The 20,609-nt window shown below is 69.3% G+C and carries 19 protein-coding genes; 10 read left to right on the plus strand and 9 right to left on the minus strand.

The annotated features are described in order from the left end of the window. Together WD026_RS12575 and WD026_RS12580 are read right to left on the minus strand one after the other, a co-directional pair. A complete protein-coding gene (locus tag WD026_RS12575) occupies window positions 1-1,398 on the minus strand; it encodes an aminopeptidase P N-terminal domain-containing protein (RefSeq protein ID WP_425724000.1) in 1,398 nt (465 codons plus the stop codon). Between the two features lie 49 nt (window positions 1,399-1,447). After that, window positions 1,448-2,206 (minus strand): nucleotidyltransferase family protein, encoded by a 759-nt coding sequence (locus WD026_RS12580; RefSeq protein ID WP_425724001.1) that lies wholly within the window; start codon window positions 2,204-2,206, stop codon window positions 1,448-1,450. A gap of 132 nt (window positions 2,207-2,338) precedes the next feature. Between WD026_RS12580 and tkt the strand changes: the two genes are divergently transcribed. The 4 genes from tkt to WD026_RS12600 all read left to right on the plus strand — a co-directional run bounded on the left by tkt (window position 2,339) and on the right by WD026_RS12600 (window position 7,089). After that, window positions 2,339-4,396, plus strand: a complete 2,058-nt coding sequence (gene tkt / locus WD026_RS12585) for a transketolase (protein ID WP_425724002.1) — start codon at window positions 2,339-2,341, stop codon at window positions 4,394-4,396. A 39-nt stretch (window positions 4,397-4,435) separates the two neighbouring features. Beyond that, entirely contained in the window at window positions 4,436-5,434 is a 999-nt protein-coding gene (gap, locus tag WD026_RS12590) for a type I glyceraldehyde-3-phosphate dehydrogenase (protein WP_425724003.1), read from the plus strand. Window positions 5,435-5,542: 108 nt separating this feature from the next. Further along, window positions 5,543-6,187 carry a TetR/AcrR family transcriptional regulator gene (locus tag WD026_RS12595; RefSeq protein ID WP_425724004.1) on the plus strand — a complete coding sequence of 215 codons (645 nt, stop codon included), beginning with the start codon at window positions 5,543-5,545 and terminating at the stop codon, window positions 6,185-6,187. After that, window positions 6,184-7,089, plus strand: coding sequence for an alpha/beta fold hydrolase (locus WD026_RS12600; RefSeq protein WP_425724005.1), 906 nt, complete (start codon window positions 6,184-6,186; stop codon window positions 7,087-7,089). Before WD026_RS12595 ends, WD026_RS12600 begins: the two co-directional genes overlap by 4 nt. On the opposite strand, the gene WD026_RS12605 is transcribed toward WD026_RS12600, so the two are convergent. From WD026_RS12605 to WD026_RS12615, 3 genes are read right to left on the minus strand one after another with little or no spacing between them, the layout of a single operon-like run. After that, complete coding sequence (locus WD026_RS12605) at window positions 7,065-7,826, minus strand: SPOR domain-containing protein (protein WP_425724006.1); 762 nt, start codon at window positions 7,824-7,826, stop codon at window positions 7,065-7,067. The two genes, WD026_RS12600 and WD026_RS12605, sit on opposite strands and share 25 nt — an antisense overlap. Then, window positions 7,820-8,602, minus strand: coding sequence for a biotin--[acetyl-CoA-carboxylase] ligase (locus tag WD026_RS12610; RefSeq protein WP_425724007.1), 783 nt, complete (start codon window positions 8,600-8,602; stop codon window positions 7,820-7,822). The genes WD026_RS12605 and WD026_RS12610 overlap by 7 nt, the downstream gene beginning before the upstream one ends. 19 nt (window positions 8,603-8,621) lie before the next feature. Continuing rightward, complete coding sequence (locus WD026_RS12615; RefSeq protein ID WP_425724008.1) at window positions 8,622-9,140, minus strand: SET domain-containing protein; 519 nt, start codon at window positions 9,138-9,140, stop codon at window positions 8,622-8,624. A 100-nt stretch (window positions 9,141-9,240) separates the two neighbouring features. Here WD026_RS12615 and WD026_RS12620 point away from each other — a divergent pair, with 100 nt between their 5' ends. Further along, window positions 9,241-12,177: a DNA topoisomerase III gene (locus WD026_RS12620; RefSeq protein WP_425724009.1), complete on the plus strand. Its 2,937-nt coding sequence runs from the start codon at window positions 9,241-9,243 to the stop codon at window positions 12,175-12,177. Window positions 12,178-12,196: 19 nt separating this feature from the next. Next, window positions 12,197-12,844 carry a glutathione S-transferase family protein gene (locus tag WD026_RS12625; protein WP_425724010.1) on the plus strand — a complete coding sequence of 216 codons (648 nt, stop codon included), beginning with the start codon at window positions 12,197-12,199 and terminating at the stop codon, window positions 12,842-12,844. Here WD026_RS12625 and WD026_RS12630 read toward each other — a convergent pair. The 3 genes from WD026_RS12630 to WD026_RS12640 all read right to left on the minus strand — a co-directional run bounded on the left by WD026_RS12630 (window position 12,829) and on the right by WD026_RS12640 (window position 15,505). After that, window positions 12,829-14,214 (minus strand): sensor histidine kinase N-terminal domain-containing protein, encoded by a 1,386-nt coding sequence (locus tag WD026_RS12630; protein ID WP_425724171.1) that lies wholly within the window; start codon window positions 14,212-14,214, stop codon window positions 12,829-12,831. The two genes, WD026_RS12625 and WD026_RS12630, sit on opposite strands and share 16 nt — an antisense overlap. A 79-nt stretch (window positions 14,215-14,293) precedes the next feature. Continuing rightward, window positions 14,294-14,968 carry a response regulator gene (locus WD026_RS12635; RefSeq protein WP_086121680.1) on the minus strand — a complete coding sequence of 225 codons (675 nt, stop codon included), beginning with the start codon at window positions 14,966-14,968 and terminating at the stop codon, window positions 14,294-14,296. A 48-nt stretch (window positions 14,969-15,016) separates the two neighbouring features. Beyond that, complete coding sequence (locus tag WD026_RS12640; protein ID WP_425724011.1) at window positions 15,017-15,505, minus strand: MarR family winged helix-turn-helix transcriptional regulator; 489 nt, start codon at window positions 15,503-15,505, stop codon at window positions 15,017-15,019. Window positions 15,506-15,621: 116 nt separating this feature from the next. Between WD026_RS12640 and recA the strand changes: the two genes are divergently transcribed. Next, window positions 15,622-16,740 carry a recombinase RecA gene (gene recA / locus WD026_RS12645; RefSeq protein ID WP_425724012.1) on the plus strand — a complete coding sequence of 373 codons (1,119 nt, stop codon included), beginning with the start codon at window positions 15,622-15,624 and terminating at the stop codon, window positions 16,738-16,740. A gap of 27 nt (window positions 16,741-16,767) precedes the next feature. Beyond that, on the plus strand, window positions 16,768-17,217 hold the full coding sequence (gene recX, locus WD026_RS12650; protein WP_425724013.1) for a recombination regulator RecX: 450 nt from the start codon (window positions 16,768-16,770) through the stop codon (window positions 17,215-17,217). On the opposite strand, the gene argC is transcribed toward recX, so the two are convergent. Then, window positions 17,218-18,141, minus strand: a complete 924-nt coding sequence (argC, locus tag WD026_RS12655) for an N-acetyl-gamma-glutamyl-phosphate reductase (RefSeq protein WP_425724014.1) — start codon at window positions 18,139-18,141, stop codon at window positions 17,218-17,220. Between the two features lie 170 nt (window positions 18,142-18,311). Here argC and sucC point away from each other — a divergent pair, with 170 nt between their 5' ends. Both sucC and sucD read left to right on the plus strand, forming a co-directional pair. Continuing rightward, window positions 18,312-19,475 carry an ADP-forming succinate--CoA ligase subunit beta gene (sucC, locus tag WD026_RS12660; protein ID WP_425724015.1) on the plus strand — a complete coding sequence of 388 codons (1,164 nt, stop codon included), beginning with the start codon at window positions 18,312-18,314 and terminating at the stop codon, window positions 19,473-19,475. 16 nt (window positions 19,476-19,491) lie between these two features. Next, window positions 19,492-20,385 carry a succinate--CoA ligase subunit alpha gene (gene sucD, locus WD026_RS12665; RefSeq protein WP_425724016.1) on the plus strand — a complete coding sequence of 298 codons (894 nt, stop codon included), beginning with the start codon at window positions 19,492-19,494 and terminating at the stop codon, window positions 20,383-20,385. Window positions 20,386-20,609 lie beyond the last annotated feature (224 nt).

A 20,609-nucleotide genomic window follows, 5' to 3' on the forward strand; every position in this document is an offset into this window, starting at 1 on the left:
TCAGCCGCGCATCAGCGCTTCGATCTCGTCGGCCTTGACCGGCACGTCGCGGGTGATGAGCTCGCAACCCTCGGCGGTGACCACCGCGTCGTCCTCGATGCGGATGCCGATGTTCCAGAACTCGCTGGGCACGCCCTCGGTCGGGCGCACATACAGGCCGGGTTCGATGGTCAGCACCATGCCCGGGCGCAGGATGCGGCTGGGCCGGTCGCGGATGGTCTCGCCCGACAGCGGGTCGCGCCGCTCGCTCACCGTGCCCAGCTCGGTCGGCTCCACATAGCTGCCGCAGTCGTGCACGTCCATGCCCAGCCAGTGGCCGGTGCGGTGCATGTAGAAGGCAAAGTAGGCGCGGCTGGCGATCACGTCCTGCGCGTTGCCCACCTTGTTGGCATCCAGCAGGCTGAGGTCGAGCAGGCCCTGGGCCAGCACGGCCACGGTGGCATCGTGCGGATCGACGAAGCGCTGGCCGGGGCGGGTGGCGGCCACGGCCGCGTCCTGGCTGGCCAGCACCAGGTCGTAGAGCGCGCGCTGCGGGCCGCTGAAGCGGCCGTTGGCCGGGAAGGTGCGGGTGATGTCGCTGGCGTAGCCGTCGAGCTCGCAGCCGGCGTCGATCAGCACCAGCTCGCCGTCGCGGATGGGCGCGGCGTCGGCCCGGTAGTGCAGCACGCAGGCATTGGCGCCGGCCGCCACGATGCTGCCGTAGGCCGGGTACTGCGAGCCGTGCAGGCGGAATTCGTGCAGCAGCTCGGCGTCCAGGTGGTACTCGCGCACGTCCTGCCCGGCGCGCAGCATGGCGGCGCTCTTCTGCATGGCGCGGATGTGGGCGCGGGCGCTGATCTGCGAGGCCCTGCGCATGATGGCGAGCTCGTGCGCGTCCTTGATGAGCCGCATCTCGTCGAGCACGCCGCACAGGTCGTGCTGGGTCTGCGGGCACAGGGCGCCGAAGCGCACCCGGGCGCGCACCTGGCGCAGCCAGCCTTCCACCCGCACTTCCAGCCCTTCGTGGGTGGCAAACGGGAACCACACGGCGCTGCGGTTTTCCAGCAGGCGCGGCAGGCGGCGGTCGAGCTCGTCCACCGCAAAGGCCTCGTTCACGCCCAGCGTGCCGGGCGCGGCCTGCGGGCCCAGGCGGATGCCGTCCCAGATCTCGCGTTCCATGTCCTTGGGCTGGCAGAACAGGGTGCTGTGGCCTTCGGCGGTGATCACCAGCCAGGCGTTGGGCTCGGTGAAGCCGGTGAGGTAGTAGAAGTAGCTGTCGTGCCGGTAGAGGAAGTCGCTGTCGCGGTTGCGCGGGCGCTCCGGGGCGGTGGGCACGACGGCGATGCCGCCAGGGCCGAGCTGGGCCGCCACTCGGGCGCGGCGCTCGGCGTACAGGGCGAAGTGGGGGGTGGCGTCCATGGGCCGGATTGTCGGCCCATTTCGGTTCACGCGCCGCTGGCAGTGGCGTTCAGTCCGTGGCGTTGAGTTCGGCCAGCCGCTCGGGCGTGCCGACATCGGTCCAGGCGCCGTCGAAGCGGCTGGCCGTGACCCGACCGGCGTCCATGGCCCGGCGCAGCAGCGGGGCCAGCGGCGCGGCCGTGCCTTGCGGGTTGCCGGGGTGGATGTCGCACCAGGGCGGCTCGAACAGCGCGCGCCGGTACAGGCCGATGGTGCTGTAGGTCAGGCGTGTGCCGTCGGGACTGTTTCCATTGAGGGCGCGGCCCTGGGTGTCCAGCCCGAAGTCGCCGCGGGGGTTGTGCGGCGGATTGGGCACCAGCCACAGGTGGGCCAGGGCATCGCTGGCGGCAAAGCGGTTCACGTCCTGCGGGTCGAACGTGAAGCCGGGCGCGTACACGTCGGCCGCCAGCACCCAGAACACCTCGCCCAGCAGCGGCAGCGCACGCGAGATACCGCCGGCGGTTTCCAGGGCGTAGCCGAAGTCGGCGCCCTCGTCCGAGATCTGGACCATCGCCCCCGGGTGCCGGGCCTGCCACTGCCGGCAGTGCATGGCGATCTGGTCGCCCAGCCAGGCGGTGTTGACCACGAAATGGCCCACGCCACCGGAGGCCAGCGTGTCCATGGGCCACTGCATCAGCGGACGCCCGTGCACCTGCAGCAGGGGCTTGGGCGTGTGGTCGGTCAGCGGCCGCATGCGCATGCCGCGCCCGGCCGCCAGCACCATGGCGCTGGGGATGGACAGGGGGCTGCTCGGGAAGGAGGGGGACATGGGGCGCGGCTCGGCGGGACGGTGGGTTCGATTATGGGTGGCAGCCCGGCCCGATAAAATCCCGGTTTTTCGCGACCGCCGGCCCCGGCGGCCCCGCCGCTGCCCGAGCGGCCCTCCTCATCCGATGCCGCCATGACCGACGCCAGCCCCCAGACCCCCGTGTCCGCCCAGACCCAGGCCAACGCCATCCGGGCCCTTGCCATGGACGCGGTGCAGGCCGCCAATTCCGGCCACCCCGGCGCGCCCATGGGCATGGCCGACATGGCCGTGGCCCTGTGGGGCCGCCACCTGCGGCACAACCCGGCCAACCCGCACTGGGCCGACCGCGACCGCTTCGTGCTGTCCAACGGTCACGGCTCCATGCTGATCTATGCGCTGCTGCACCTCACCGGCTACGACCTGCCGATCGGCGAGCTGAAGAACTTCCGCCAGCTGCACAGCAAGACCGCCGGCCACCCCGAGGTGGGCATCACCCCCGGGGTGGAAACCACCACCGGCCCGCTGGGCCAGGGCATCACCAATGCGGTGGGCATGGCGCTGGCCGAGAAGCTGCTGGCCAGCGAGTTCAACCGCCCCGGCCACACCATCGTCGACCACCACACCTATGTGTTCCTGGGCGACGGCTGCCTGATGGAAGGCATCAGCCACGAGGCCGTGGCCCTGGCCGGCGCCTGGAAGCTCAACAAGCTGATCGCCCTGTACGACGACAACGGCATCTCCATCGACGGCCAGGTCACGCCCTGGTTCATCGACAACACCGCGCTGCGTTTTGCCGCCTGCGGCTGGAACGTGATCGGCCCCATCGACGGCCATGACGCCGACGCCGTGGAGCGCGCGATTGCCGACGCCCGCCGCCATGCCGACGGCCCGACCATCGTCATCTGCAAGACCCACATCGGCAAGGGCAGCCCGAACCGCGCCAACACCGCCAAGGCCCACGGCGAGCCGCTGGGTGCGGCCGAGATCGCGCTCACCCGCGAGGCCCTGGGCTGGAACCACGCGCCCTTCGAGGTGCCGGCCGAGGTGTACGCCGCCTGGGACGCCAAGGCCAAGGGCCAGGCCGCCGAGCAGGCCTGGAATCAGCGCTTCGCCGCCTACCAGGCCGCCTTCCCCGAGCTGGCCGCCGAGTTCACCCGCCGCATGAAGGGCGAGCTGCCGCGCCACTTCGCCCAGACCGCCGTGGACGCTGCCGTGGCCGCCCACACCAAGGCCGAGACCGTGGCCAGCCGCAAGGCCAGCCAGATTGCGCTGGAGCACTTCACCGCCGCGCTGCCCGAGCTGCTGGGCGGCAGCGCCGACCTCACCGGCTCCAACCTCACCAACACCAGCCACACCCCGGCCCTGCGCTTCAACCTGGCCGGCGACGTGCAGCGCAACGAGCAGGGCCAGCAGGGCCGCCACATCAACTACGGCGTGCGCGAGTTCGGCATGGCGGCCATCATGAACGGCGTGGCCCTGCACGGCGGCTACATCCCCTACGGCGGCACCTTCCTGACCTTCAGCGACTACAGCCGCAACGCCATCCGCATGGCCGCGCTGATGAAGCAGCGCGTCATCCACGTGTTCACCCACGACTCCATCGGCCTGGGCGAAGACGGCCCGACCCACCAGTCCATCGAGCATGTGGCCAGCCTGCGCCTGATCCCCAACCTCGATGTCTGGCGCCCGGCCGACACCGCCGAGACCGCCGTGGCCTGGGCCGTGGCCCTGCAGAACGCCAGCCGCCCCAGCGCGCTGTGCCTGTCGCGCCAGAACCTGCCCTACGCACCCAAGTCGGACCTGTCGGACATCAGCAAGGGCGCCTATGTGCTGTCCGAGCCGGCGCATGTGGGCCTGAAGAAGAAGGCCCAGGCCGTCATCATCGCCACCGGCTCCGAGGTGCAGCTGGCGCTCAAGGCGCAGGAGCGCCTGGCCCGCGAACACAAGATTGCCGTGCGTGTGGTCTCCATGCCCAGCACCAGCGTGTTCGACCGCCAGACCGTGGCCTACAAGAAGTCGGTGCTGCCCGCCGGCCTGCCGCGCGTGGCGGTGGAGATGGGTTCGACCGACGGCTGGTGGAAGTACGGCGTGGCCGCCGTGGTCGGCATCGACACCTACGGCGAGTCGGCCCCGGCCCCGGTGCTGTTCCAGCACTTCGGCTTCACCGAACAGAACGTGGCGGACACGGTGCGTGCCGTGCTCGCGAAGTGATCAACCCCCTTTGAACCACCCCTCCAGGAGAGACCCGACATGACCATCAAGATCGGCATCAACGGCTTCGGCCGCATCGGCCGCAACGTGCTGCGCAGCGCCATCCAGAACTTCGCCGACATCGAGGTGGTGGCCATCAACGATCTGCTGGAGCCCGACTACCTGGCCTACATGCTGCAGTACGACAGCGTGCACGGCCGCTTCAAGGGCACGGTCAGCGTCGAGGGCAACACCCTCATCGTCAACGGCAAGAAGATCCGCCTGACCCAGGAGCGCGACCCGTCCAACCTGAAGTGGAACGAGGTCGGCGCCGAGGTCGTCATCGAGTCCACCGGCCTGTTCCTGGACAAGGCCACCGCCCAGAAGCACCTGGATGCCGGCGCGAAGAAGGTGATCCTGTCGGCGCCCAGCAAGGACGACACCCCCATGTTCGTGTACGGCGTCAACCACGACACCTACAAGGGCGAGGCCATCATCTCCAACGCTTCGTGCACCACCAACTGCCTGGCCCCCATCGCCAAGGTGCTGCACGACAAGTGGGGCATCAAGCGCGGCCTGATGACCACGGTGCACGCCGCCACGGCGACCCAGAAGACGGTGGACGGCCCGTCCAACAAGGACTGGCGCGGCGGCCGCGGCATCCTGGAAAACATCATCCCCAGCTCCACCGGCGCCGCCAAGGCCGTGGGCGTGGTGATCCCCTCGCTCAACAAGAAGCTCACCGGCATGTCCTTCCGCGTGCCCACCTCCGACGTGTCGGTGGTCGACCTGACCGTGGAGCTGGACAAGGCCGCCACGTATGAGGAAATCAAGGCCGAGATGAAGGCCCAGTCCGAAGGCGCGCTCAAGGGCGTGCTGGGCTACACCGAGGACAAGGTGGTCGCCACCGACTTCCGCGGCGACACCCGCACCTCCATCTTCGACGCCGACGCCGGCATCGCCCTGGACGGCACCTTCATCAAGGTGGTGAGCTGGTACGACAACGAGTGGGGCTACTCCAACAAGTGCCTGGAGATGGTTCGCGTCGTCGCCAAGTAAGCGCAAGCTCACTCGACAAGACAAAGGGCGCCTTCGGGCGCCCTTTGTGATTCAGGCGGGCACGCAGGGCCGGTTGACACTAGACCGACCGGTCTATAGAGTCCGGCCATGCCCGCCGACACCACCCCGCCACCCGCCGCGCCCCCATCGGTGCCCGGCACCCGCGACCGCCTGATCGCCGCCATGACCGATGCCCTGCGCCACCGGGGCTTTCACGGCGTGGGCGTGGCCGACATCCTGCAGCAGGCCGGCGCGCCCAAGGGCGTGCTCTACCACCACTTCCCCGGCGGCAAGGCCGACCTGGCCGTGGCGGCCATCGACCAGGTGGTGGACCGCATGATCGCCGGCCTGGACCAGCTGCTGGCCCAGCAGCCCGACCCCCTGCAGGCGACCCGGGTCTGGCTGCAGAGCGCCACCGGCCGCCTGCAGGCCAGCGGTTTCGACAGTGGCTGTCCGCTGGCCACCATCGCCCTGGAAACCACCGCCGCCGACACCGCCCTGCGTGCGGCGCTGGCCCGGGCGTTCGACCGCCTGCGCCAGCGGCTGGCCCAGGCCCTGGCGGCGGCCGGGCACGACGCCGCGCGGGCCGAATCGCTGGCCGCCCTGATCGTCTCCGCCTACGAAGGCGGCTTGCTGCAGGCCCGGGTGGCCCACAGCACCGCACCGCTGGACCGTGTGACCGATGCCCTGCTTGGCCTGCTGGCCATGCCCTCCACCGCTCCACCATCCCCGCCACCGGGAGTCCCCTCATGAGCACCACCCCCATCAACGGCGAACGCCAGACCCTGCTGGCCGCCGACGGCTACGCCATTGCGGCCACGCGGTACCGCCCGCTGCAGCCTCAGACCCGCCGGCCCGCCCTGGTGGTGGCCGGTGCCACCGCCGTGCCGCAAGGCTTCTACCGGCGCTTTGCCGAACACGCCGCCGCCCGCGGCTACGACACCCTCACGCTCGACTACCGCGGCATCGGCCTGTCGGCGCCGCCCAGCCTCAAGGGGTTCCGCATGGACTACCTGGATTGGGGCCGGCTCGATCTGGCCGCCGGGGTGGCCGCCATGCAGACGGAAGGCCGGCCGGTGGTGCTGGTGGGCCATTCCTATGGCGGCCACGCGCTGGGGCTGCTGCCCGACCCGACCCAGGTCACGGCCGCCTGGACCTTTGCCACCGGCGCCGGCTGGCACGGCTGGATGCCGCCGCTGGAGCGCCTGCGCGTGCTCTTCATGTGGCGGGTGCTTGGCCCCATCCTGACCCGCCGGGCGGGTTACCTGCCCTGGAGCCGCCTGGGCATGGGCGAAGACCTGCCGCTGGACGTGTACCGCCAGTGGCGGCAGTGGTGCCGCTTCCCGCGCTACTTCTTCGACGATCCGGCCATGAAACCGGTGACCGAGCGTTTCGACGACGTGCGCTTTCCCATCGTGGCGGTGAACGCCCTGGACGACGCCTGGGCCCCGCCGGCCTCGCGCGATGCCTTCATGGCGGGCTACCGCCAGGCCCCGGTGCGCACCGTCACGGTCGACCCGCGCGGCAGCGGCATCGGCCCGGTGGGCCACATGGGCTATTTCCGTCCGCAGGCCTCGGCGCTGTGGAACGACGCGCTGGACTGGTTCGACACCGTGCTGGGCCAGGCGCCTCAGCCGGCGCAGGCGGCCAGCTGACGGTTGCCCATGGCCGGCTGCAGCGACTGGATGCGCTCGCGCTGCGCCGCCGTGATCGCCGGCAGCCGCAGGCTGAAGCTGGTGGACGGCGCCCGTTCCTGGGCCACCCGTGCCGTCTTCACCCCCTTGCGCACCACCTGCTGCAGCGCGGTCTGGGCGGCGGCCTCGCTGGAGAAGGTGCCCAGCGACAGGCCCGGGGCCAGGCCGGTGGTGTTGACGTCGCGGAAGTCGACGCCCAGCTCCCGCAGCTCGGCCTTCTTGGCACTGACCTGGGCGGCGTTGTCGTAGCGTCCCATGTAGACGATCCAGCGGCCCGCGCTGCTGACCTCGCTCAGGCGCCAGGCGTTGTCCGGCAGTGCCATGCGGCCCAGCTCGGCGCGCAGCTGATCGGCCTGGGCAGCATCGAAGCCGCTGGCCTCGAAGCAGGCCGTGGCTGCGGTGGACGATGACGGCGCCGTGCCGCCCGCATCGGCTGCCACAGCGGGGGCTTCGTTGGCCGGCGGGGGTGGTGAAGAGGGTGCTGCCGGGTTGGCGGGCGCTACGGCGGTGGGCGCAGCCGATGTCGCGGGCCGCTGCCCGTTGAGCAGGCGGATGGCCTCGGGCCGCAGCTGCTGTTCCACCCGCTGCGGCTCCTGCGCAGAGCGTGGCTGCAGGCCCAGCGGGGCCAGCCAGCCGGTCTGCCAGGCGTAGCTGCCCAGGTTGGCCAGCACCAGCAGGATGACGAGCGCCCTCAGCATGGCCGCACGCTCACTTCGGCGCTGCTGATCTCGCGCAGGCCCTGGGTCGTCATCACCCGCAGGCTGCCGTCCGGGCCCACGCCCTGGCCGGTGCCGGTGGTGCCGTCGGACAGCAGCAGCTCCCGGTCGCGCAGCGCGTCCCGCGCATCGAAGCGGGCGGCAAATGCGCCGAAGCCCAGGCTGGCAAAGGCCAGCAGATCGTTCACCAGCGGGGCGGCCACGGCCTCCAGTGCCTCGCCGTCGGTGAGGCCCATGCGGCATTCGGACAGCCCGGCCGGCTGCACCGGCGGCAGCGCACCGGCGGTGGACAGCACCGAGGCCGGTGGCCGGGCGATGTTCAGGCCCACGCCCACGATCACCATGCGCGGTGCGCCCGGCGCCTCGCCGCTGCTGGCGGTTTCCACCAGGATGCCGCCGGCCTTGCGGCCCTCCAGCCACAGGTCGTTCGGCCACTTGAGGCGCAGGTCGGGGTGCAGCGATTCGGCCAGGCTCACGCCCACCACCAGCGACAGGCCGGACCAGTCCAGCGGCGCCAGCGGCAGGCCCAGGGAGAAGGCCAGCGAATGGCCGGGCTGGCTGGTCCAGGGCTTGCCCAGGCGCCCGCGCCCGGCGGTCTGTTCCTGCGCCACCAGCAGCACCGGCTCGTTCAGGCCGGCGCGCACGCGGCGCATGAGTTCGCTGTTGGTGGAGTCGATGGTGGGCAGCAGCTCCACCGTGAACCCGGGCAGCACCGGCGCGACAGCCTGCCAGACGGATTCGAGGTGCGCCGTGAGCATGTTGCGCAACGTGGCAGCGTCAGCCGAGCCGGGTGGCGCGGCCGCCGCGCTTGGGCGCCAGCAGGGTGCCGCGGCACTTCGGGGCACCGCACCAGCAGGGGTACTGCTTCTTCAGGGCTGGCGTCAGCGGCTCGTCGATGACCAGGCCGTAGTCGTAGAACAGCTCCTCGCCAGCCGGGATGTTGCGCAGGGCGCGGATGAACACCCGGCCGTCTTCCACCTCGGCCTCGCAGTTGGGGTTGCAGCTGTGGTTGATCCAGCGCGCCGAGTTGCCACCGTACTTGGCGTCGATCACCCGCTCTTCGTCGATGTGGAAGTAGAAGGTGTGGTTGGGGTCGGCCGGGTCGTGCGGATGGCGTTCCAGCGCCTCGGCCCAGGTGATGACCTCGCCCACGTACTCGATGAGGGTTTCACCCTCGGCCAGATCGACCAGGGCATACACCCCGCGACCATGCACCCCCGAGCGGCGGACCTGGATGCGCCGCACCGGGGCGGCTCTGGACTGGCGCGCCGAGGGCTTTCCGGGGCTTTTCGTCACGGTCGGAGTTTTTGGTAAGGTTGTTTCATGCAGGTGCGCGCGTGTGTGTGCGCACCCATGAGCGCGCCTGCGTGTGCGCGCGGAAAGCCGGATTGTAGAGATGAAAACCCCTGGTTCGACCAAGACACTGGTCATTGCCGAGAAGCCGTCGGTGGCGCAGGACATCGTGCGTGCGCTCACGCCGGTGGCCGGCAAGTTCGACAAGCACGAAGACCACTTCGAGAACGAGCAGTACGTCGTGACCTCGGCCGTGGGCCACCTGGTCGAGATCGCCGCCCCCGAGCAGTTCGACGTCAAGCGCGGCAAGTGGAGCTTTGCCCATCTGCCGGTGCTGCCGCCGTACTTCGAGCTCAAGCCGATCGACAAGGCCAAGTCGCGCCTGAACGCGGTGGTGAAGCTGGCCAAGCGCAAGGACGTGGGCACCCTCATCAATGCCTGCGACGCGGGCCGCGAGGGTGAGCTGATCTTCCGCCTGATCGAGCAGTACGCCGGCGGCCTCAAGAACGGTCAGTACCAGGGCCTGGGCAAGCCGGTGCAGCGCCTGTGGCTGCAGTCCATGACGCCGGCCGCCATCCGCGAAGGCTTCGAGCAGCTGCGCAGCGACGCCCAGATGCGCGGCCTGGCGGATGCGGCCCGCAGCCGCTCCGAGGCCGACTGGCTGGTCGGCATCAACGGCACCCGCGCCATGACCGCCTTCAACTCGCGCGACGGCGGCTTCTTCCTGACCACCGTGGGCCGGGTGCAGACGCCCACGCTGTCCATCGTGGTGGAGCGGGAAGAGAAGATCCGCGCGCACAAGGCACGCGACTACTGGGAGATCCACGCCAGCTTCCTGGCCGAAGCCGGCGAGTACCCGGGCAAGTGGTTCGACCCCGACTTCAAGAAGCCCACCGGCGATGACGCCGATGCCGACCTGCGCGCCGACCGCCTGTGGGACCACCGCGAGGCGCTGGCCATCGTCGAGGCCGTGCGCGGCAAGGCCGCCAGCGTCACCGAGGAACGCAAGCCCACCACCCAGGCCAGCGGCCTGCTGTACGACCTGACCAGCCTGCAGCGCGAGGCCAACGGCCGCTTCGGCTTTTCGGCCAAGACCACGCTGCAGCTGGCCCAGAGCCTGTACGAGCGCCACAAGGCCCTGACCTACCCGCGTACCGACTCGCGCGCCCTGCCCGAGGACTACCTGCCCACCGTCAAGCAGACCTTCGAGATGCTGGCCGACAGCGGCATGAAGCACCTGGCGCCCTTTGCGCTGACGGCGCTCAACAACAACTACATCCGCCCCAGCAAGCGTGTGTTCGACAACAGCAAGGTGTCGGACCACTTCGCCATCATTCCCACGCTGCAGGCGCCCAGCGGCCTGTCGGACGCCGAGCAGAAGCTCTACGACCTGGTGGTGCGCCGCTTCCTGGCGGTGTTCTTCCCCAGCGCCGAGTTCATGGTGACCACGCGCATCTCCAAGGTCTTGAACCACCATTTCAAGACCGAGGGCAAGGTGCTGGTCAAGCCGGGCTGGATGGCGGTGTACGGCAAGGAAGCCGCCGAGGACGTGGTCGACGCCAAGGACGGCGACAAGGGCCAGAACCTGGTGCCGGTGCGCGACGGCGAGACGGTGCGCACCGAGTCGGTGGAGGCCAAGGGCCTGAAGACCCGTCCGCCGGCCCGCTACAGCGAAGCCACGCTGCTGGGCGCCATGGAAGGCGCGGGCAAGCTGGTGGACGACGACGAACTGCGCGAGGCCATGCAGGAAAAAGGCCTGGGCACGCCAGCCACCCGCGCCGCCATCATCGAAGGCCTGCTGACCGAAAAGTACATGCTGCGCGAGGGCCGCGAGATCATCCCCACTGCCAAGGCCTTCCAGCTCATGACGCTGCTGCGGGGCCTGGAGGTGGAGGAACTCTCGCGCCCCGAGCTCACCGGTGAATGGGAATACAAGCTGGCCCAGATGGAGCAGGGCAAGCTCAGCCGCGAGGCCTTCATGGCCGACATCGCCGCCATGACCGAGCGGCTGGTGAAGAAGGCCAAGGAGTACGACCGCGACACCGTGCCGGGCAACTACGCCACGCTGCAGTCGCCTTGCCCCAACTGCGGCGGCGTGGTGAAGGAAAACTACCGACGCTACGCCTGCACCGGCGCCGATGGCAGCAGCGAGGGCTGCGGCTTCTCGTTCACCAAGTCGCCGGCCGGCCGCACCTTCGAGATCGACGAGGCCGAGGCCTTCGTGCGCGACCGCCACATCGGCCCGCTGGAGGGTTTCCGCTCCAAGGCTGGCTGGCCTTTCGTTGCCGAGATGGTGCTCAAGTTCAGCGACGAGGACCGCAACTGGAAGCTGGAGTTCGACTTCGGCGACGACAAGCGCGAGGAAGAGACCGGCGAGCTGGTCGAGTTCACCGCCAGCGAGTCGCTGGGCGCCTGTCCCAAGTGCGGCGGCGCGGTGCACGAGCACGGCGCCAACTATGTGTGCGAGCGCGCCGTGCCCACGGCGCAGCAGCCCACGCCGAGCTGCGACTTCAAGAGCGGCAAGGTCATCCTGCAGCAGCCGGTGGCGCGCGAGCAGATGAGCAAGCTGCTGGCCACCGGCAAGACCGACCTGCTGGACAAGTTCGTCTCCATGCGCACCCGCCGCGCCTTCAAGGCCTTCCTGGCCTGGGACAAGGAGGCCGGCAAGGTGAACTTCGAGTTCGAGCAGCGCGAGAGCAAGTACCCGCCCCGCAAGACCGCGGCCCGCCCGGCCGCCAAGGCCGCGCCGGCCAAAAAGGCCGCCGCCGCGAAGAAGGCCGCCGCGCCCAAGGCCCCGCGCAAGACCACGGCGGCCACCGGCAAACAGCCCAGCGCCGCGCTGGCGGCCGTCATCGGCGAAGGCCCGGTGTCGCGCCCCGAGGTGGTCAAGAAGCTGTGGGACTACATCAAGGCCAACGGCCTGCAGGATGCTGCCGACAAGCGCCGCATCAATGCCGATGCCAAGCTGCGTCCGGTGTTCGGCAAGGACGCCGTGACCATGTTCGAGATCGCTGGTCTGGTCGGCCAGCACCTGGAATGAACTTCAACGGAGACAAGCCATGAGCCTCAAACTGTTTTACGCCCCGGGCGCCTGTTCGTTCGTGCCGCACGCCGCCCTGGAGCTGGCCGGCGCCACGTTCGAGCCGGTGATGGTCAAGCTGCACAAGGGCGAGCAGCGTGCGCCCGAGTACCTGGCCCTGAACCCGCGCGGCCAGGTGCCGGTGCTGGTGGATGGCAGCGATGTGGTCACCCAGATCCCGGCGATTGCGCTGCACATCGACAGCCTGTTCCCCCAGGCCGGTCTGCTGCCGGCCAGCGGCATCGCCCGCACCCGGGCGCTGCAGACGCTCATGTGGATGAACAACACGGTGCACCCCACCTTCACCCACGTGTTCATGCCGCAGAAGTTCACCGCCGACGAGGCCGCCCAGAAAGCGGTGCGCGAGCACGCGGTGGCGGCCTACCGGGGACTGCTGGAGGAGATCGAGGCCATGGCCCGCGCCGCCTCGCCCTGGCTGGCGGGCGCGCAACCCGGCGTGCTCGATGCCTATGCCCTGACCCTGCTGCGCTGGGGTGGTTATGCCGGCATCGACCCCACCACGCTGGGTGCCACCTGGGACCTGGCCCAGCGCTTCGCCGCCCTGCCGGCGGTGGCCCGCGCCATCGAGCGCGAGCGCCTGCAGCTCAACGTCTACAAGCCGGCCTGAGTCTCGTCGGGTTTCGGCGGGAACTTCACCGACACCCGCAGCCCGCGCTGCGCGCGCTCGGGGTGGGTGTCTTCCATGTGCACCGTGGCGCCGTGCTGCTGGGCGATTTCCTGCACGATGGCCAGGCCCAGGCCTGAGCCGTCCACGTTGGTGCCCAGGGCCCGGTAGAAGGGCTGCATCACCAGGTGGCGTTCGTTCTCGGGCACGCCTGGCCCGTTGTCTTCCACCTGCAGCACCTGCACCCCGCTGAAGCGGTCGGCCAGCACGCGAGCCGTCACCACGCCGCCGCGGCCACTGTAGGCCAGGGCGTTGTCCACCAGGTTGCGCACCATCTCCTGCAGCAGCACCGGGTTGCCCATGGGGTGCAGTTCGGGCGGCATCTCGTCCGGTCCTTCGTAGCCCAGGTCGATGCCGGCCTCCAGTGCGCGGGGCACCGAGTCCTGCACCACCGTCTGCACCAGCCGCGCCAGGTCGATGTCGGCGCTGGGCAGGGCGCGGCCGGTGGATTCGGCCCGCGCCAGCGCCAGCAGCTGGTTGACGGTGTGGGTGGCCCGGGCGCTGGAGCGCGAGATCTGCTGCAGCGAGCCGCGCAGCTCGCGGGGATCGGTCTCGCGCTGGGCCAGTTCGGCCTGCATGCGCAGGCCGGCCAGCGGCGTCTTGAGCTGGTGCGCCGCATCGGCCAGGAAGCGGCGCTGGGTGGTGAGCGAGGCCTTCAGGCGGGTGAGCAGGTCGTTGATGGACGACACCAGCGGCGCCACCTCCTGCGGGATGAAGGACTCCTCGATCGGGCTCAGGTCGTCGGGGCGGCGGGCGCGGATGCGCTGCTCCAGATCGGACAGCGGCCGGATGCCGCGCACCAGCGCCAGCCACACCAGCAGCACGGCCAGCGGCAGGATGACGAACTGCGGGACCATCACGCCCTTGATGATCTCGTTGGCCAGGGTGGAGCGCTTGCCTTTGGTCTCGGCCACCTGCATCAGCACCGGGCCGGCGGCGTCGTTGCGGTCCAGCCAGGTGTAGGCCACGCGCACCTCGTCGCCGCGCACCACGTCGTCGCGCAGCAGCACCCGGCCCGGCCCGGGCGCGGGTTCGTCCTGCGGCGGCGGAAAGTCGCCCTCGCCGCTGACCAGCTTGCCCCGGGCGTCGACCACCTGGTAGTACACCAGGTCGCTGTCGTCGGCGCGCAGCAGGTCGCGCGCCTGGTTGTTCAGCACGAACATCACGCGGCCATCGTTGTTGACCACCAGCTGGGTCAGGGCCTGCAGGTTGAATTCGAGTGCGCGGTCGAAGGGTTTGCTGGCAATGCCCTGCGCCACGAACCAGGTGAGCGCCAGCGAGAGCGGCCACAGCAGCAGCAGCGGCGTGAGCATCCAGTCCAGGATTTCGCCGAACAGGCTGCGCTGTTCGCGCTGGAACAGTCCGAAGCCGACCGAGCCGGCCTTGTCCGCTTCAGCCGGGGATTTTTTCAAGGCAATAACCCAGACCGCGCACGGTGGCGATGCGGATCGGCCCCTTCTCGATTTTCTTGCGCAGGCGGTGGATGTAGACCTCGATGGCGTTGTTGCTCACCTCTTCGCCCCACTCGCACAGGCGCTCCACCAGCTGGTCCTTGCTGACCAGGCGGCCGGCGCGCTGCAGCAGCACCTCCAGCAGGCCCAGCTCGCGGGCCGAGAGCTCGACCATCTTGCCGTCGATGGTGGCCACGCGGCCGGCCTGGTCGTATTCGAGCGGGCCGTGGCGGATGGTGTTGGTGGTGCCGCCCATGCCGCGCCGGGTGAGGGCCCGCACCCGGGCTTCGAGCTCCTGCAGGCTGAAGGGCTTGGCCATGTAGTCGTCGGCGCCGTAGTCCAGGCCCTTGACGCGTTCCTCGATGCTGTCGGCCGCGGTGAGGATCAGCACCGGCAGCTGCGATCCGCGCGAGCGCAGCCGCTTGAGCACCTCCAGCCCGTGCAGGCGCGGCAGGCCCAGGTCGAGGATCAGCAGATCGAACTCGTTGTTGGTCATCAGCGCGGCATCGGCCTCGGCGCCGCTGGCCACGTGGTCCACCGCCGCCCCGGCCGCACGCAGGCTGCGCAGCAGCCCGTCCGCCAGCACCTGGTCGTCTTCCGCAATCAGGATCCGCATGCCTGTCTCCTCAGCTTTTGAACCGATTCTAGGGTGCCCCCGGGGGTGTCAGGAACGGGCATAGGCCTCCAGCCCCAGGCTCACCACGGTAGCCACTTCCGCCCCGACCTGGTGGTGGAATTCCTGCTCGGCCTGGGCCACCGCCCGCCGGAAGGCGTCCAGCCAGAGCAGCCCGGCCGGCGTGAACACGATGCGCCGCGCCCGCCGGTCCAGCGGGTCGGGTTCGCGCTGCACCAGGCCCCAGGCCTCGCACTGGGTGACCAGATCGCCCATGGCCTGCTTGGTCATGCCGGCGTGGTGGGCGAGTTCGGTCAGGCGCGAGCCGCGCAGCGAGAGGTGGCGGGTGATGTGCACATGCGCTGCGCCCACCTGATCGCGTTCGGCCAGGTGGGCCAGGGCCAGCGGCACCTCGCCGTCGCTGGCCATGAGCTGCAGCACGCGGGCGTCGAAGCGGCGCATGGCCTCGCCCAGCAGGCGGCCCAGGTGGCCGCCGCGCCAGCGGTCATCGGTCGGGGCGGCAGGGCTGGGGATGTCCATGGCGGCGGATGGTAAGGCAAACTGACCAAAAAATCATGATTTGGAAAAGTATTCGCCGCTACACTGCTGTTCACCCATCCAGTGCTGGATGCAACCCCACCCACCAGGAGCCTCGCATGGACACCGGAATGAAAGCCAACAACCCCGTCAACGCCGAAAAGGCCAAAGCCCTGCAGGCCGCCCTGGCCCAGATCGAGAAGCAGTTCGGCAAGGGCACCATCATGAAGCTGGGCGAAGGCGAGGCCATCGAGGACATCCAGGTGGTGTCCACCGGCTCGCTGGGCCTGGACATTGCCCTGGGCGTCGGCGGCCTGCCGCGCGGCCGCGTGATCGAGATCTACGGCCCGGAATCGTCCGGCAAGACCACGCTCACCCTGCAGGTGATTGCCGAAATGCAGAAGCTCGCCGGCACCTGCGCCTTCGTGGACGCCGAACACGCGCTGGACGTGCAGTACGCCCAGAAGCTCGGCGTCAACCTGCCCGACCTGCTCATTTCCCAGCCCGACACCGGTGAACAGGCGCTGGAAATCGTCGACTCGCTGGTGCGTTCCGGCGCGGTCGATCTGGTGGTCGTGGACTCGGTGGCCGCGCTCACGCCCAAGGCCGAGATCGAAGGCGAAATGGGCGACCAGCTGCCCGGCCTGCAGGCCCGTCTCATGAGCCAGGCGCTGCGCAAGCTCACCGCCACCATCAAGAAGACCAACTGCACGGTGATCTTCATCAACCAGATCCGCATGAAGATCGGCGTGATGTTCGGCAGCCCCGAAACCACCACCGGCGGCAACGCGCTCAAGTTCTACGCCTCGGTGCGCCTGGACATCCGCCGCACCGGCACCATCAAGAAGGGCGAAGAGGCCATCGGCAACGAGACCAAGGTCAAGGTGGTCAAGAACAAGGTCAGCCCGCCCTTCAAGACGGCCGAGTTCGACATCCTGTTCGGTGAAGGCATCAGTCGCGAGGGCGAAATCCTCGACCTGGGCGTGCTCAACCGCGTGATCGAGAAGTCCGGCGCCTGGTACGCCTACAACGGCGAGAAGATCGGCCAGGGTCGCGACAACGCCCGCGAATTCCTGCGCGAGAACCCCGAGCTGCGCGTCGAGATCGAGAACAAGGTCCGCACCGAACTGGGTGTTCCGCTGCTGCCGGTGGACGGCGGTGCCGAGGAGCCGGCCGCCCCGGCTGCCCGCAAGTCCAAGGCCAAGGCCGACAAGGCCGACGCCGAAGTCGCCGAGTAAGCGGGGCTGCGGCCCCGTCCCTGCCTGGTGGGTTTCCAGACGCTCTCCCTCAAGGGCCGCGCCCTGCGGCTGCTGGCCGGCCGCGAGCATTCGCGCGCCGAGCTGGAACGCAAGCTCGCCGAGCACGAGACCGAGCCGGGTGAACTGGCCCGCGTGCTGGACGAGCTGCAGGCCAAGGGCTTCATCAGCGAGCAGCGGGTGGTGGAGTCGGTGGTGCACCGGCGCGCTGCCCGGCTGGGCACCGGCCGCCTCAAGCAGGAGCTGCAGGCCAAGGGCGTGAGCCCGCAGGCCGTGGCCGACGCCGTGGACGCCCTGCGCCGCACCGAAGTGCAGCGGGCTCGCGAAGTCTGGCGCAGGAAGTTTGGTGAGCCGGCGGTGGACGCAGCCGGCCGGGCGAAGCAGATGCGTTTCCTGGCCTCGCGCGGTTTCGCCGCCGAGGCCATCCGCCGCGTGGTCAGCGGCGGGGACGACGACTGATCACAGCCCCAGCATCAGCTGCAGGTTCTGCACCGCCGCGCCGCTGGCGCCCTTGCCCAGGTTGTCGAGCCGGGCGATCAGCACCGCATGGCGGTGCGCCTCGTTGGCAAACACCCGCAGCTCCAGCCGGTTGGTGTCGTTCAGCGCCGTGGCGTCGAGCTTGCCGTTCTCGGTGGCCGGCATCACCTGCACCCAGCCACCGGCTGCAGCGCTGTCGGCGTAGTGGCGGGTCAGGGCGTCGTGCAGGTCGGCGGCCTTCGGACGGCCCGGCAGGTCGTCCAGGTGCAGCGGCAGCTGCACCAGCATGCCCTGGCGGAAGTTGCCCACCGCCGGAATGAAGATGGGCCGGCGGCTCAGCCCGGTGTAGCGCAGGATCTCGGGCAGGTGCTTGTGCGACAGGCCCAGGGCGTAGGCTTCGAACAGCGGGGCCTCGCCGGCCTCGTAGGCCTCGATCATGGTGCGGCCGCCGCCCGAGTAGCCGCTGACCGAGGGCAGGGCCAGCGGGAAGTCGGCCGGGATCAGGCCGGCCTGCACCAGCGGGCGCAGCAGCGCAATCGCCCCGGTGGCGTAGCAGCCGGGGTTGGCCACGCGGTCCGCTGCCTGCACGGCTTCGCGCTGGCCAGCGGCCAGTTCTGGAAAGCCATACACCCAGCCGGGTGCACAGCGGTGGGCGGTGGAGGCGTCGATGATGCGCGGCTTGCGGCCCGGCAGGCTGTCGATCATGGCGACCGATTCGATGGCGGCATCGTCGTGCAGGCACAGGATCACCAGATCGACACCGGCCATGAGTTCGCGCTTGGCGGCCGGATCCTTGCGGCGGGCCGGGTCGATGCTCACCAGCTCCACCCCGGCCATGCCCTGCAGCCGTTCGCGGATCTGCAGTCCGGTGGTGCCGGCTTCGCCGTCGATGAAAACCAGGGCCATGTCGCGCTCCGTGTCAGTTGGGTTTCAGGCCGCGTGGCCATAATTACGGCCGGGATCGCGACCCGGATTGGTGCATCGCACCATGATACAGTCCCCGGTTGCTCACCCGAGCCTCGTCCCCGGCCACCCTCGCCGCGCCGGACATCTGACCCATCCTTGAGAGAGAACTCATGAAGATTCACGAATACCAGGGCAAGGACATCCTGCGCCAGTTCGGTGTGCCGGTGCCGCGCGGCATCCCGGCCTTCACGGTGCAGGAAGCGGTGGAAGCCGCCCAGAAACTCGGCGGCCCGGTCTGGGTGGTCAAGGCCCAGATCCACGCCGGCGGCCGTGGCAAGGGTGGCGGCGTCAAGGTGGCCAAGAGCATCGAGCAGGTCAAGGAACTGGCCGGCCAGATCCTGGGCATGCAGCTCAAGACCCACCAGACCGGCCCCGAGGGTCAGAAGGTCCGCCGCCTCTACATCGAGGACGGCGCCGACATCCAGAAGGAGTACTACCTGTCCGTGGTGACCGACCGCGCGACCCAGAAGGTGGCCTTCATCGCCTCCAGCGAAGGCGGCATGGACATCGAGGAAGTGGCCCACTCCACGCCCGAGAAGATCATCACCCTGTTCGTGGACCCGCTGGTCGGCCTGACCCAGGCCCAGGGCGAGGAGCTGGCACGTGGCATCGGCATGCCGGCCGACTCGCAGGCGCAGTTCATCGACATCTGCCAGAAGCTCTACAAGTGCTACATGGACACCGACGCGTCCCTGGTCGAGATCAACCCGCTCAACCGTGACGGCAAGGGCAACGTGATCGCCCTGGACGCCAAGTTCAACTTCGACTCCAACGCCCTGTTCCGCCACCCCGAGATCGTGGCCCTGCGCGATCTGGACGAGGAAGACCCCGCCGAGATCGAGGCCTCCAAGTTCGACCTGGCCTACATCAGCCTGGACGGCAACATCGGCTGCCTGGTCAACGGCGCCGGTCTGGCCATGGCCACCATGGACACCATCAAGCTGTTCGGCGCCGAGCCGGCCAACTTCCTGGACGTGGGCGGCGGTGCCACCCCCGAGAAGGTGACCGAGGCCTTCAAGATCATGCTCAAGAACGACAAGGTCAAAGCGATCCTGGTCAACATCTTCGGCGGCATCATGAAGTGCGACACCATCGCCACCGGCGTGATCACCGCCTGCCGCGCCGTCAACCTGAACGTCCCGCTGGTGGTCCGCATGAAGGGCACCAACGAAGAGCTGGGCAAGAAGATGCTGGCCGAGTCGGGTCTGCCCATCATCAGCGCCGACACCATGGCCGAAGCCGCTCAAAAAGTGGTTGCCGCCGTCAAAGCCTAAGCCCCGGAGAAGCAACATGTCGATCTACATCAACAAAGACACCAAGGTCATCACCCAGGGCATCACCGGCAAGACGGGCCAGTTCCACACCGAGAAGTGCCAGGAATACGCGAACGGCAAGAACTGCTTCGTGGCCGGCGTGAACCCCAAGAAGGCCGGCGAGTCGATCTTCAACATCCCGATCTACTCCACCGTCAAGGAAGCCGCCCAGCAGACCGGCGCCACCGTCTCGGTGATCTACGTGCCGCCCGCCGGCGCCGCCGCCGCCATCTGGGAAGCCGTCGAGGCCGACCTGGACCTGGCCATCTGCATCACCGAAGGCATCCCCGTGCGCGACATGCTGGAAGTGCGCAACAAGATGAAGGCCAAGGAAGCCGCCGGTGGCAAGAAGACCCTGCTGCTGGGCCCCAACTGCCCCGGCCTGATCACGCCCGACGAGATCAAGATCGGCATCATGCCCGGCCACATCCACCGCAAGGGCCGCATCGGCGTGGTGTCCCGCTCGGGCACACTGACCTATGAAGCCGTGGCGCAGCTGACCGAGATCGGCCTGGGCCAGTCGAGTGCCGTGGGCATCGGCGGCGATCCCATCAACGGCCTGAAGCACATCGACGTGATGAAGGCCTTCAACGACGATCCGGACACCGACGCCGTGATCATGATCGGCGAGATCGGCGGCCCCGACGAAGCCGAAGCCGCCATGTGGTGCAAGGCGAACATGAAGAAGCCCATCGTCGGCTTCATCGCCGGCGTCACCGCCCCTCCCGGCAAGCGCATGGGCCACGCCGGCGCGCTGATCTCGGGCGGTGCCGACACGGCCGACGCCAAGCTCGCCATCATGGAAGAGTGCGGCTTCAAGGTCACCCGCAACCCGTCCGAAATGGGCCGCCTGCTCAAGGCGCTGCTCTGATCGGGCACAGGCCCGTCAGGGCTCGACAGTCGGAAAAGGGCAACGGAAACGTTGCCCTTTTTGCTGGGCAGCGCCGATCGGCGGCCCCCTCCGTGCCGTTTTGCACGACGATGCCGCTTGTCAGGATTGCCCGCGCCCGGGGGCTGCAACAAAATGCAACGGCGCCGACGGATGGTTCGTCGTGCGTGGTCGGGTGCGCCGGACCTTCCCTGCTTCCGGGTTGC

Source organism: Hydrogenophaga sp. R2, assembly GCF_049843595.1.
GTDB lineage: Bacteria > Pseudomonadota > Gammaproteobacteria > Burkholderiales > Burkholderiaceae_C > Hydrogenophaga.

Bases quoted from the DNA above. Each gene is read 5' to 3' on its own strand.
- WD026_RS12640 (WP_425724011.1), bottom strand. From the start codon at position 15,505: ATGGACATCCCCAGCCCTGCCGCCCCGACCGATGACCGCTGGCGCGGC.
- argC (WP_425724014.1), bottom strand. From the start codon at position 18,141: ATGGCCCTGGTTTTCATCGACGGCGAAGCCGGCACCACCGGACTGCAG.
- tkt (WP_425724002.1), top strand. From the start codon at position 2,339: ATGACCGACGCCAGCCCCCAGACCCCCGTGTCCGCCCAGACCCAGGCC.
- WD026_RS12605 (WP_425724006.1), bottom strand. From the start codon at position 7,826: ATGCTGAGGGCGCTCGTCATCCTGCTGGTGCTGGCCAACCTGGGCAGC.
- sucD (WP_425724016.1), top strand. From the start codon at position 19,492: ATGTCGATCTACATCAACAAAGACACCAAGGTCATCACCCAGGGCATC.
- recA (WP_425724012.1), top strand. From the start codon at position 15,622: ATGGACACCGGAATGAAAGCCAACAACCCCGTCAACGCCGAAAAGGCC.
- WD026_RS12610 (WP_425724007.1), bottom strand. From the start codon at position 8,602: ATGCTCACGGCGCACCTCGAATCCGTCTGGCAGGCTGTCGCGCCGGTG.
- WD026_RS12575 (WP_425724000.1), bottom strand. From the start codon at position 1,398: ATGGACGCCACCCCCCACTTCGCCCTGTACGCCGAGCGCCGCGCCCGA.
- gap (WP_425724003.1), top strand. From the start codon at position 4,436: ATGACCATCAAGATCGGCATCAACGGCTTCGGCCGCATCGGCCGCAAC.
- sucC (WP_425724015.1), top strand. From the start codon at position 18,312: ATGAAGATTCACGAATACCAGGGCAAGGACATCCTGCGCCAGTTCGGT.
- WD026_RS12620 (WP_425724009.1), top strand. From the start codon at position 9,241: ATGAAAACCCCTGGTTCGACCAAGACACTGGTCATTGCCGAGAAGCCG.
- WD026_RS12580 (WP_425724001.1), bottom strand. From the start codon at position 2,206: ATGTCCCCCTCCTTCCCGAGCAGCCCCCTGTCCATCCCCAGCGCCATG.
- WD026_RS12625 (WP_425724010.1), top strand. From the start codon at position 12,197: ATGAGCCTCAAACTGTTTTACGCCCCGGGCGCCTGTTCGTTCGTGCCG.
- WD026_RS12635 (WP_086121680.1), bottom strand. From the start codon at position 14,968: ATGCGGATCCTGATTGCGGAAGACGACCAGGTGCTGGCGGACGGGCTG.
- WD026_RS12595 (WP_425724004.1), top strand. From the start codon at position 5,543: ATGCCCGCCGACACCACCCCGCCACCCGCCGCGCCCCCATCGGTGCCC.
- WD026_RS12600 (WP_425724005.1), top strand. From the start codon at position 6,184: ATGAGCACCACCCCCATCAACGGCGAACGCCAGACCCTGCTGGCCGCC.
- WD026_RS12630 (WP_425724171.1), bottom strand. From the start codon at position 14,214: ATGCTCACGCCGCTGCTGCTGCTGTGGCCGCTCTCGCTGGCGCTCACC.